Source organism: Devosia subaequoris (assembly GCF_014197055.1).
Lineage (GTDB): Bacteria > Pseudomonadota > Alphaproteobacteria > Rhizobiales > Devosiaceae > Devosia > Devosia subaequoris.
Map to the genome: position 1 here is coordinate 132684 of NZ_JACIEW010000006.1, position 12207 is coordinate 144890.

General features: G+C 61.7%; 7 protein-coding genes and 1 pseudogene. 5 read left to right on the forward strand and 3 right to left on the reverse strand.

Annotated features, from left to right (window positions below; genetic code table 11):
• Positions 1–78: 78 nt before the first annotated feature.
• A complete protein-coding gene (locus tag GGR20_RS13030; RefSeq protein ID WP_183311793.1) occupies positions 79–1644 on the reverse strand; it encodes an ABC transporter substrate-binding protein in 1566 nt (521 codons plus the stop codon).
• Between the two features lie 134 nt (positions 1645–1778).
• On the opposite strand from GGR20_RS13030, the gene GGR20_RS13035 reads away from it, so the two are divergent.
• The 3 genes from GGR20_RS13035 (at position 1779) to GGR20_RS13045 (ending at position 6544) form a co-directional block, all read left to right on the forward strand.
• Positions 1779–2423 carry a DUF1028 domain-containing protein gene (locus GGR20_RS13035; RefSeq protein WP_183311794.1) on the forward strand — a complete coding sequence of 215 codons (645 nt, stop codon included), beginning with the start codon at positions 1779–1781 and terminating at the stop codon, positions 2421–2423.
• Between the two features lie 90 nt (positions 2424–2513).
• Positions 2514–3122 (forward strand): DNA-3-methyladenine glycosylase I, encoded by a 609-nt coding sequence (locus GGR20_RS13040; protein WP_183311795.1) that lies wholly within the window; start codon positions 2514–2516, stop codon positions 3120–3122.
• A gap of 170 nt (positions 3123–3292) precedes the next feature.
• Complete coding sequence (locus GGR20_RS13045; protein ID WP_183311796.1) at positions 3293–6544, forward strand: PAS domain S-box protein; 3252 nt, start codon at positions 3293–3295, stop codon at positions 6542–6544.
• A 511-nt stretch (positions 6545–7055) separates the two neighbouring features.
• Here GGR20_RS13045 and GGR20_RS13050 read toward each other — a convergent pair.
• Positions 7056–7493, reverse strand: a complete 438-nt coding sequence (locus tag GGR20_RS13050) for an FKBP-type peptidyl-prolyl cis-trans isomerase (RefSeq protein WP_183311797.1) — start codon at positions 7491–7493, stop codon at positions 7056–7058.
• Between the two features lie 548 nt (positions 7494–8041).
• Here GGR20_RS13050 and GGR20_RS18735 point away from each other — a divergent pair.
• Positions 8042–8383 (forward strand): annotated as a pseudogene (locus tag GGR20_RS18735) (transglycosylase SLT domain-containing protein); the annotation flags it as partial.
• Between the two features lie 4 nt (positions 8384–8387).
• Here GGR20_RS18735 and GGR20_RS13060 read toward each other — a convergent pair.
• A complete protein-coding gene (locus GGR20_RS13060; protein WP_183311799.1) occupies positions 8388–8774 on the reverse strand; it encodes a response regulator in 387 nt (128 codons plus the stop codon).
• Positions 8775–8986: 212 nt separating this feature from the next.
• Here GGR20_RS13060 and polA point away from each other — a divergent pair, with 212 nt between their 5' ends.
• The gene (gene polA, locus GGR20_RS13065; RefSeq protein WP_183311800.1) at positions 8987–11911 is read left to right on the forward strand and encodes a DNA polymerase I; all 2925 of its coding nucleotides are present in this window, start codon (positions 8987–8989) and stop codon (positions 11909–11911) included.
• The last annotated feature ends 296 nt before the right edge of the window (positions 11912–12207 follow it).

Here is a 12207-nt window from a genome sequence, read left to right on the forward strand (position 1 = left end):
TGTGCTGAGCCTGTTTTTGTCCCCTCGGGGACAAGTTGGCCGACGGGCCGGATGAGGGATGCCCCATCCGGCACGGATCTAAGGCTTGGAGACGTCGCCCAGCTGCAGCAGGAAGCTCGGCTGCAACGAGAAGCCCTGCACGGCCTCGGTGGTGACCGCGTTCTGCTGCCAGTTGGCGACAAAGATCCAGGGCGCGTCTTCATAGACGATTTCCTGCATCTGCTTGTAGAGGTCGCCGCGCGCTTCGATGTCGGTTTCCACCCGCGCCGCTTCGAGCAATTCATCCACCTCTTCGTTGGAATAGTACGAAGAGTTGAACCCGCCTTCTTCGGGCCAGGCCCCTGTGCGCAGGGTCAGGAAGGGCAGAACGTCCGGATCGTTGGTCATCCAGGCCATTTCCGCCATGTCGACATCCTCGCCGAGACCCGGATTCACGATCCCCAGGAACGTGTTCCATTCATAGGTTTCGATCGTCACGTCGAACCCCACGGCCTCGAGATCGGCCTGAATAGCGGTACCCATGGTGATCGGATCGAGCATGCCCGAACCGCCTTCGGTGACATAGAAGGTGACTTGGGGGTTTTCGACCCCGGCTTCGCTCAACAATTGCTCGGCCATGTCAGGGTCGTATGGATAGGGCTCGAGGTCTTCGTTATAGGCCCAGTTGAACGCCGGAGCGATCGGGCTGTCGGAGACCGTGGCCGTGCCCTGGAGAACGTCGTTGACCAGAGCGTCCTTGTTGACGGCATAGTTCGCGGCCTGGCGAACCAGCTTGTCGGCAAATGGTCCGTGCTGGGCGTTGAGCATCACATACCAGACATGCGGTCCTGCCTGCTCATAGACCTGAAACGCGGCATCCGCCTCGAACTGGCCGACATTGTCGGGCGGGACTTCGACCATGACGTCGATGCCCCCCGAGAGCATTTCGGCAACTCGCGTGTTGGCATCGGTGATTGGCCGGAAGACCACGGCTTCAAGCGCCGGCGCGCCGTCCCAATAGTCAGGATTGGCCTCGACCACGACACGGGTGTTCGACTGCCATTCGACAAACCGGTATGGACCGGTCCCCGAAGGATTGCGCCCGTATTCGTCCACATTGTCCATCACACCCTGTGGCGAAACGATGAGCCCCGTAGGGTAGGCGAGGTTGGACAGAAACGGCGCGAACGGCTCAGCCAGCACAAACTCGACGGTGTGCTCGTCGATCACGTTGACGCTCTCGACGGCCGAAAAGTTGAACGATAGCGGGAACGGCCCCGTATCATAATAGGGATGGTCTTCATCCAGCATGCGGTCGAAGTTGAACTTCACCGCTTCGGCGTTGAACGGTGTGCCGTCGTGGAACGTGACACCTTCACGCAGATTGAAGGTGTAGCTCAGCCCATCGTCGGAAATCGTCCAGTCCGTGGCCAGGGCCGGTTCGACCTCCAACGTACCATCGCCATAGCGGACCAGCCCGTCATAGATATTCACCAGAATGCGAAAATCGTTGACCGCAGTGGAAACCTGCGGATCGAGCGATTGCGGCTCGGCAATCTGGCCAACGATCAGGACATTGGGTGGCGTCTGCGCGGCGGCTGGGGTTACCAGCGCCAATGCGGTGGCGGCGAGCAGTGGCGCCAGTCCGTACCATTTGGATGTCATTGAAACCTCCTTGCGTTCCCTCAACCATTGCCTCCCGGCCCTCACCGTGAGACAAGGCATGTACAATTTATCATCATAAATAACGCCCGCCGTCAATTTATGCTGATAAATATGGAGAGGAGGATTTTGCCAGCATGACCTTTTCAATCGTTGCGCGAGATTCACAAACCGGTGAGCTGGGTGTTGCCACGGCCACTGCCGGGCCGGCCGTGGGCGCGCTGGTGCCCCATGTGCGTGCGGGCCAGGCCGCCATGGCGACGCAGGCGATGACCAATCCCTATCTGGCCGTCGACACGCTCGCCGCCATTCCCGCGACTGACGCCGAGCAAGCCTTGCAGGGGGCGCTGGCCCAGGACCCGGAAAGTGATCGCCGGCAGGCCATCGTCATCGATGCGCAAGGCCGCATTGGCGCTTGGACCGGTGTGCGCTGCGAAGATTATGCCGGCCATGCGGTAGGCGAGAATGTCGCTGTAGCCGGAAACATCATTGCGGGCCGCGCCGTATTGGACGCGATGCTCCAAGCCATCAAGGGGCCGGGCGATCTGACCGAACGCCTGTTTGCCGCGCTCCAGGCCGGCAATCGGGCCGGCGGCGACCGGCGCACCATCACCTCCGCGGCGCTCAAAGTGGTGCGCGACCAGGTCTACCCCGAGGTCGATCTGCGTGTCGACTGGTCGGCAGACCCGATCGCAGATCTGTCCGACCTGATCGCCCGCACCCGACACGGCAGCTATGCCGAATTCTTCTCGGCGGTGCTGCGCCGCGACTCCAGATTCTGAGCGAAATCGACTGGCGCATACGGGGGTCTGCTGACAGAACATGACAGACGCACCCGTTCGACTGCCCGCTCGACCCGATCGTCTGGAGACATGATGAGCCTTTTTCACGCCGAAGACGGATTGCCGCGCTGCCGCTGGTGTAGCGGGGCGCCGGAATTCGTGCCCTATCACGACAATGAATGGGGCTTTCCGGTCAGCGATGACACGCGCCTGTTCGAAAAACTCAGCCTTGAGGGATTCCAGTCCGGGCTGAGCTGGCGCACCATTCTGAATAAGCGCGAGGCCTTCCGCGCCGGCTTTGCCGGTTTCGATATCGAGAAGGTTGCCCGGTTCAGCGAGACGGATATCGATCGGCTGCTGGCCGACAAGGGGATTGTGCGCCACAGAGGCAAGATCGAGGCGGTCATCAACAATGCCGCCCGCGCGCAGGAGCTGATTGCTGAAGCGGGCTCCATCGCCGCCTTTGTCTGGCGCTACGAGGCCCAGACCCTCGCCCCGCCGCAAAGCCAGACCACTTCGCCAGAATCGATCGCTCTCTCCAAGGCACTCAAAAAGCGCGGCTGGAAGTTTGTCGGCCCCACAACGGTTTTCGCCTTCATGCAGGCCATGGGCCTGGTCAATGACCACGCTGAGGGCTGCATCAGCCGGGACCGGGCGACAAAATTGCGCAATGGCTTTGTGGTGCCGGGGCAGGGCTAGTCGCCGGCCTGGCATGCGCAGCGCCCTCGCGCTTTTCCGCAGCTTTGCTTGCTCTTCACGCCAAGATTTACTTCACTGGCGCTGCGTAGATGATAAGAGGCGCGTGCAGAGCTATCTGCGCCGTGGACCCCCATAGCGTCGGCATGCTGCGTGAGATAGCGAGTACCTGAATGACCAAGATTGCAAGCGCCGCCACCGTGGTAGAGGACACCCGATTTGCGTCCATCGTCGAGCATTGTGAAGACGCCATCATAAGCCTGTCGCTCGACGGGATCGTGACCAGTTGGAACATGGGGGCGCTCAAGCTGTTCGGCTACGAACGCGAGGAGATGCTCGGTCAATCCATCACGCGCATCATCGAGCCAGCCCGCCATTCCGAAGAGGACGAAATCCTCGGCAGGATCAGTCGCGGAGAGATTGTCAGTCATTTTGAAACGCGCCGCATTCGCAAGGACGGCACGGCCCTGGACATCTCGCTGACCGTCTCGCCGATCAAGGACGAGAGCGGGCGGGTAATCGGGGCGTCCAAGATTGCGCGCGACATTACGCAGCGCAAGCTTCGGGACGCCGCCTGGGAAAGGCTGATCGAATGCTCGCGGCTTGTCGGGCGCGAGTTTCTTGATGCCGTCGTCGAAGCCTTGGCGCATGCCCTGAATGTACGCTGGGTGATCCTGTCAGATATCGACCCCACCAACACCAAGCGCGCCCGCGTGGTTTCGGGTTGGAGCGATGGGCAGAAGATGGAGCCTATCGAGTACGACCTGGCCGGCTCGCCCTGTGACAACGTTCTCGACGACGGACTGTGTTTCTATCCGGATCGGGTCGCGGAACTGTTTCCCCATGACGAGCTGCTGCGCGAGATGGGGGCGAGCAGCTATCTTGGTGCGCCCTTGCGCGGGCCCGGGGCGGTTTCGCTGGGGATCCTGGCCATAATGAACGACGGGCCCATCGATCTTTCGCTCCAGCCCAAGGAAACACTCGAGCTGTTCGCAGGCCGCGCCGCTGCCGAACTGCAGCGGATCATCGCAACATCGAGCAACGAACGATTGGGGCGTCTGGTTGAGGACGCTGCCAGTGAAACCTACCTGTTCGATGCAACTTCGCTCAAATTCATTCTGGTCAATCGGGGTGGCAGAGACAATCTCGGCTATTCAATGGACGAGCTGAGAGAGCTCACGCCCCTGGACATCAAACCCCTGCTCAGTGCGGAGGACTTTGCTGCCATTATCGATCCGCTGCGAACCGGCGAGAAGTCCGTGCAGCACTTCGAGACTATTCATCGCCGCAAGGATGGCACGGACTACAATGTTTATGTGGCCCTGCAATTGCTCCAGGATGATGACCATCCGGTGTTTTTTGCCGCCATTGACGACACCACCGAGCGCGACGCCGCATTGCGCGATCTCAAACAGGCCTCGCAACGCCTCGATACGGTGCTGAATAACACCACTATGGCGGTCTTTCTCATGGATGACCGCCAGGAGTGCGTCTACATGAACGCGGCGGCCGAGGAGCTGACGGGCTATAGGTTTGAGGAAACGCGCGGGCGCCCGCTGCACGACGTGATCCATCACACCTATCCCGACGGCCGGCCATTCCCCTTGCATGAATGCGCGATCGATCGCGCGTTCCCGGAGGATTTCCAGGTTCATGGCGAGGAGACCTTTGTCCACAAGGATGGCAGCTTCTATCCCGTGGCGTTTACCGCAAGCCCGATCCACAACGAGCATGGAAGGCCCATAGGGACGGTGATTGAGGTTCGCAACATTGCGGCCAATCTCGAGGCTCGGGCTGCGATGGCGGACTTCAACACGGCGCTTCAACAGCGCGTCGAGGAAGTGGTGTCGGAGCGCGAATTGATCGAGCAACAGCTCCATCAGGCGCAAAAGCTGGAGTCTATCGGCAAGCTGACCGGCGGCATCGCGCATGACTTCAACAATCTGCTGCAGGTCATCGGGGGCAATCTGCAACTGCTCTCGCGCGATGTTGCGGGCAATATCCGGGCCGAACAGCGCGTGCAGAATGCGATTGCCGGCGTCGCGCGAGGCGGGCGGCTGGCGTCCCAATTGCTGGCATTCGGCCGCAAACAGCCTCTGGCGCCAAGCGTCGTCAATATGGGCCGGCTGATACGCGGGATGGACGACCTGCTCCGGCGCGCGCTGGGCGAAGGCATCGAGATCGAAACCGTCGTATCGGGCGGGCTGTGGAACACCTTTGTCGACAGCACCCAACTGGAAAATGCAATACTGAACCTGGCCATCAATGCGCGTGATGCCATGGACGGCCAGGGGAAGCTGACGATTGAAACCGGCAATGCGTCGCTCGACCATCGCTATGCGCGCCAACATCCGGATGTGGAACCGGGCCAATATGTGATGCTTGCGGTGACCGACACCGGAAGCGGCATTCCTGCCGACGCGCTCGACAAGATTTTCGAACCGTTCTTCACCACCAAACCTGTTGGCGAGGGCACCGGACTTGGCCTGAGCATGGTTTATGGCCTGACCAAGCAGTCCAAGGGCCACATCAAGGTCTATAGTGAGGTGGGCGAAGGAACGACCTTCCGCATCTACCTCCCCCGCACCCGGCAGGAAGAATCGGCCCAGTCAGTACATGATACCGGGCCGGTCCGCGGCGGCACCGAGACCATCCTCGTGGTCGAGGACGATGACGACGTCCGCACCACGGTGGTCGAGCTGTTGTCCGAACTGGGTTATCGCGTACTGCGCGCCAAGGATGGTGCGGGCGGCCTGGCCATTGTCGAAAGCGGCGTGCCGATTGATCTGCTGTTTACCGACGTGGTGATGCCCGGGCCGGTGCAAAGCCGCGACCTTGCCCGGCGCGCGCAGGAAAGGCTGCCTGGTTTGGCCGTGCTTTTCACGTCTGGCTACACGGAAAACTCAATCGTTCATGGGGGCCGGCTGGATGAAGGGGTCGAGCTACTGAGCAAGCCCTATACGCGCGATGACCTGGCTTTCAGATTGAGAAAATGTCTCGATGCACGCGGGAGCAAGGGCGAGATCCAGCCTGAGCAAACGGCCAGTAAACAGAAAGATATCACGGCGCTGAAGATCCTTCTGGTCGAGGACGAGATGCTGGTGCGCATGTCCACCACCGACATCCTGGAGGAGCTTGGTCACACAACCTACGAGGCGACCACGGCCCAGCAGGCGTTGGAACTGTTGGAGAAACACGCCATCGACGTCCTTATTACCGATGTCGGGCTGCCTGGCGTCTCGGGGATATCCCTGGCGTCGCAAGTCCGCGCGCAATGGCCCTCAATCAGGATCATCATTGCTTCTGGCTACGCCAAAGGACAGCAGGAGGACCTGGGAAGCTTGGGCGATGAGGTTGGCTGGTTGACCAAGCCATATGTCGCTGCCGACCTCGAACGCGTCCTTCGCCCGCCCGACGAACAGTAGGGGTTCGCGACGCCAATCTGGGAGGTCGTGGCCAAAGTCGATCTCTTACCACCAGCGGCCCGGCCCGATCGGGTCGGGCCGAGGGTGAGGGTGAGGATCGGTATTTTGTTCCGCGGTGACGTTCAGCCTGTGCGCGATCAGGGGGTGGGGCGCGGGGTATCCGCTATCAGTCAGAACGACCTGAATTCAGGCTTCGTACGCAAGAGCACCCACACCTAACATCCCCCTGAAGACGGGGATTGATCGTGCTTGGTACGAACACAGCGGAGAACCCGATGTGCCCCTCCCCCTATCAGGGGGAGGCCGGGTGGGGGTATCCCAAACAAAAATCCCCGCTGGGCGGGGTTCGGTGCTGCAACCATAATTGGCTGTCACCCCGGCGAAAACCGGGGCGACAGTCTGTGTGTTTGGCGAGAATGGAGAAAGCGGCCACCCATTCGAGCATAGCTCTCATGGCCTGCTTGCCTCGCAAGGCTCTACCGGAGCCTTCCGTCTTTCTTCGAAAGACCGGCTACGCAGCCTTGACGACCTCGACCAGCTCGACGTCGAACACCAGATCCTTGCCGGCGAGCGGGTGGTTGGCGTCCACGGTCACGCTCTGCTCGTCCACGCCGACCACGGTGATGGGCAGCATGCCGCCATCGGCGGTGCGTGCCTGGAGTTGGGTGCCGACTTCGAGGTCGATGCCGGAAGGCACCTTTTCGCGGTCGAGCTGCTGGATGGCGTCGTCGCGGCGAGGGCCATAGGCTTCGGCGACGGGGATGGTCACGGTGCTCTTGGCGCCTGTTTCCATGCCGGCAACGTGCTGCTCGAGCCCTTTGATGACCTGGCCTTCGCCAAGCTTGAACTCCAGCGGCGCCTTGCCTTCGGAGCTGTCGAACTGGGTGCCATCGGTCAAGCGGCCGGAATAGTGAATGCGTACGGTGTCGCCGGGTGCGGCAGTTGTCATGGGACGGGCCTTTCGGAAATTTTGTCTCGCCCTCCACTCTTGGGAGAGGACTTTCGGGGTCAGTCGCGCAAAGGGCCACTCGGCCAAGCTGCGGAGTGGCAGGTCAGGCGGCGTTAAAGGGCCGCAAAAAACGCGCGACGGCGAGCCCCAAGTGTAGGGCCTCAGGCTCAGATGTAAACCCGGGGGCCGTAAGCCCCGGCTCATGGGGCCTTGCGGCGATCACCCTTGTTCACCGGTCGCATTTCCGCCATCAAGGCGCCGTGTTTGCCGCGTAGCGGGCAGGGTGAGGGAAAAATCTGGCGCAAAGAGGTATGCCTATGACGGCGCGGCCGCTCCCCATTGCAGGTTCTCTGGCCATGGCACTGGTGCTGGCCGGGTGTTCCATGGCCGGCATCAAGCCGCTGCCCGGCAACAAGTCCGCCAGCACGGCCATTGCGTCGCTTGCCCCCACTGCCGCCACCCCGGCCGGTCATGTACCCAAGGCCGCCGCCGTGCCCTCTGCCCCCGGCACCATGCTGCTAGGCTATGCCGGGTCCGAGCGCGGCGCGCTCGATGGGCTGATTGCGCACTACGCCAGCCAATATGATGTGCCCGAACATCTGGTGCGGCGGGTCATCGTGCGCGAGAGCAATTACAATCCGGCGGCCCGCAATGGGCCCTATTACGGGTTGATGCAGATTTCCCACGCCACGGCGCGCGGCATGGGCTATCGCGGTGAAGCGGCAGGCCTGCTCGATGCGGAAACCAATCTGCGCTATGCCGTGCGCTATCTCGCCGGCGCCTACATGACTGCCGGGCACAATGACGACCGCGCCGTGCAGTTTTATGCCCGCGGCTATTATTACGACGCCAAGCGTCTGGGTCTGTTGGAGAAAAGCGGGCTGCGCTAAGGCTTCAGCCCGCAGCCGGCGCCAGCAATTCGGTCAGCCGCCCGGTCAGCTCTTCCTCGCGGAACGGCTTTTTGAGCTGGACGAAATCGTGTCCGGCCGTGTCGGGCACTTCGTCATAGCCCGTGGTCAGCAAGATCGGCAGGCCGGGGTGCAATTTGCGCGCGGCATTGGCCAGTTCGATACCGGTCATGCCGGGCATGCCATAATCGGTGATCAGGGCGGTGATGTCGGGGCACTTTTCCATCAGCGCAAGCGCCTGGGCGCCCGAAAACGCCTCCAGCGCGGTGTGACCCATGTCCCGCACCAGTTCAACGGTGTTCAGCGTGATCATGGCATCATCGTCCACCACGAGAATAGTGGTGACGGGGCCATTGGCCGGGCTAATCTGCACAAGATTTCCTTTCGGCCTCACAATGGCCGGCTTGAGAGACAGCCAGCCTGTCTTTCCGCTTTCCATTGCCCCTAGTTTACGAAAGTGGCGAAGGTTGGTCCATAGGGTAATTATTCCTGCCAGACCTGCTGACAGAACCGGTCAGAAATGGGTGCCATCGTGGCGCTTGAGGCGATAGACTCGCCGCTGTTCTGAATGAGGGAATCGCTAACATGCATCTGCTGCTCGTCGATGGCTCGGGCTATATTTTCCGTGCCTTCCACGCCCTGCCCCCGCTTAACCGCAAGTCCGACGGGCTGCCAGTGGGCTGCGTGCAGGGGTTCTGCAACATGCTGTTCAAGCTGACCCAGGATATGGATGGCGATGACGCGCCTACCCATATGGCCGTCATCTTCGATGCCAAGGGCAAGACCTTCCGCGACGACATCTATCCCCAATACAAGGCGCAGCGCCCGCCCGCGCCCGAAGAGCTGGTGCCGCAATTTCCGCTCACCCGCTCGGCCACCCGTGCCTTTTCCATTCCCTCGATCGAAATGGAGGGCTGGGAGGCTGACGACATCATGGCCACCTATGCCTGCATGGCACGGGACGCCGGGTTCAAGGTCACCATCGCCTCCTCGGACAAGGACCTGATGCAACTGGTCGAGCCCGATGGCTCGATCCGCCTGCTCGATACCATTCCGCGCCCCGGCCAGCCGCCGCTGAGGTGGATTGGGCCCGATGAAGTCTTTACCAAGTTCGGCGTCACCCCCGACAAGGTGATCGACGTGCAGGCGCTGTGCGGCGACAGCGTCGACAATGTGCCGGGCGTGCCCGGCATCGGGGTGAAAACCGCCGCCCAGCTCATCACCGAATATGGCGATCTGGAAACTCTGCTCAGCCGCGCCGAGGAGATCAAGCAGCCCGCGCGCCGGCAGAAGCTGATCGACAATGCCGAACTGGCCCGCGTTTCCAAGCAATTGGTAACGCTCGAACAGAAGGTGCCGGTTGAGATCGACCTCGATGGCCTGACCCGCCAGCCGATCAATCCCTCGGCGCTGTTCCCGTTTTTGAAGGCGATGGAATTTGCCACCATCACCAAGCGCCTGGCCACTCTGCTCGAGGCCAATCCCGACGATTTTGAGCCCGATGCGACGCTCGCCGCCAACAAGGACAATCCGGTCCCCGGCGCGCCGCAAAAATCCACCTCGCTTTCGGTGGCCAAGGCCAAGCTGGCCGCCAATATGGTGCCCGGCTCAGGCCCGGCCCGCCATGCCGCCGCGGAGCACGCCCGCATCAAGGCCATCCCGGTCAACTACGAAGCCTATGAGATCGTCACCACGCCCGATGCGCTGGAGCGCTGCATCGACAAGGTTTTTGCCAAGGGCCATGTCGCGATCGACACCGAAACCACCGGGCTCGATCCGCAACAGGCGGATCTGGTCGGTATATGCCTCTCCACCGAGATCGGCGAGGGTTGCTATATTCCGGTCGGCCATCGCAAGAGCGGCGACATGTTCGAGGGCGGCGAAGGGCTGGTCGAGGGGCAGTTGCCGATCGGCTTTGTGCTCGAGGCCCTCAAGCGCGTCTTGCAGGACAAGTCCATCCTCAAGATCGGCCAGAACGTCAAATATGACCTCGAAGTGCTGACCCGCTATGGCGTCGCCATGGCCCCGATCGATGACACCATGCTCATTTCCTATGCGCTGGATGGCCCGCGCTATAATGGGTTGGATGTGCTGGCCGAGCATTGGCTCGATCACAAGACCATCACCTATGCCGCGCTGGCCGGCACCGGAAAGAACCAGAAGACTTTCGACCAGCTCGAAATCGCCGAAGCGGCCCGTTATGCCGCCGAGGATGCCGACATCACCTTGCGCCTCTGGCATGTGCTCAAACCCCGCCTGGCGGCCGAGAACGTCACCGCACTCTATGAAACCATCGAGCGCCCGCTTGCCCCGGTTTTGGCTCATATGGAAGCGCGCGGCATCACCGTCGACCGGCAGATCCTGGCCCGGCTTTCGGGCGATTTCGCCCAGCGTGCCGCTGCCTTCGAGGCCGAGGCGCATGAACTGGCCGGCCAGAGTTTCAATCTCGGCTCGCCCAAGCAGCTGGGCGAAATCCTCTTTGACAAGATGGGCATTGAGGGCGGCACCAAGACCAAGACCGGCGCCTGGGCCACCGGCGCCGATGTGCTCGAGGGGCTGGCCGCCAAGGGCCATCCGCTGGCCCGCACCATTGTCGACTGGCGCCAGCTCACCAAGCTCAAGGGCACCTATACCGATGCCCTGCCCAATTACATCAATCCGCGCACCGGGCGCGTGCACACCTCCTATTCGCAGGCCTCCGTGCTCACCGGGCGGCTGAGCTCAAACGATCCGAATTTGCAGAACATTCCGGTGCGCACCGAGGATGGCCGCAAAATCCGCACCGCCTTTGTCGCGCCCGAGGGCAAGACGCTGATCTCGGCCGACTATAGCCAGATCGAATTGCGCGTGCTGGCCCATATCGCCGATATCCAGGCGCTCAAGGACGCTTTCGAGGAGGGGCTGGACATTCACGCCATGACGGCGAGCGAAATGTTCAACGTGCCGGTGGAGGGCATGCCCAGTGATGTGCGCCGCCGCGCCAAGGCGATCAATTTCGGCATCATTTACGGCATCTCCGCCTTTGGCCTGGCCAATCAGCTCGGCATCGAGCGCAGCGTTGCCGGGGAGTATATAAGAACCTATTTCGAGCGCTTCCCGGGCATCAAGGACTATATGGACGCCCAGAAGGCGCGGGTGAAAGCCGACGGGCATGTGATGACCATTTTCGGCCGCAAGATCCAGTTCCCCAACGCCAATTCGGGCAATCCGAGCGAGCGCAGCTTTGTCGAACGCGCCTCGATCAACGCCCCCATCCAGGGCTCAGCCGCCGACATCATCCGCCGCGCCATGATCCGCATGGAGCCGGAACTGAAAAAAGCCGGCATCGAAGCCGACATGCTGCTGCAGGTGCATGACGAGTTGATCTTCGAAGTGCCGGAGGGGACTGAGGATCAGGCGATCCCGGTGATCAAGCGAGTGATGGAAGGCGCGGCGGAGCCGGCGGTGCGGCTGACGGTGCCTATACAAGTCGATGCACATGCAGCTAAGAATTGGGATGAGGCGCACTAGCCAGCGTGCCACCGGCAAAATCGCTCCAGTGGAGCGATTTTAGCTGGCTAGGCCCGGAGAGCTATGCTCGCAGGGCGGGACCAACTACTCGGCCCCCAAACTTTTGGTGAACCGCAGCACGCGGTTGCCGCGCTCGGGCAGGGTCTGTTCCCGACGCAGCTGGCGGGCGAAGCCGGCAGGATCGGGCCATAGGCCAAGGTTAGCATCGTGTTTACGCAAGAGCACGCCCACCCAACCTCCCTCTGATAGGGGGAGGAGTAGATTGAGTGCTTTGGGCGTTTGGCGGCCTGACCGGG

Bases quoted from the DNA above. Each gene is read 5' to 3' on its own strand.
- GGR20_RS13030 (WP_183311793.1), bottom strand. From the start codon at position 1,644: ATGACATCCAAATGGTACGGACTGGCGCCACTGCTCGCCGCCACCGCA.
- GGR20_RS13035 (WP_183311794.1), top strand. From the start codon at position 1,779: ATGACCTTTTCAATCGTTGCGCGAGATTCACAAACCGGTGAGCTGGGT.
- GGR20_RS13040 (WP_183311795.1), top strand. From the start codon at position 2,514: ATGATGAGCCTTTTTCACGCCGAAGACGGATTGCCGCGCTGCCGCTGG.
- GGR20_RS13045 (WP_183311796.1), top strand. From the start codon at position 3,293: ATGACCAAGATTGCAAGCGCCGCCACCGTGGTAGAGGACACCCGATTT.
- GGR20_RS13050 (WP_183311797.1), bottom strand. From the start codon at position 7,493: ATGACAACTGCCGCACCCGGCGACACCGTACGCATTCACTATTCCGGC.
- polA (WP_183311800.1), top strand. From the start codon at position 8,987: ATGCATCTGCTGCTCGTCGATGGCTCGGGCTATATTTTCCGTGCCTTC.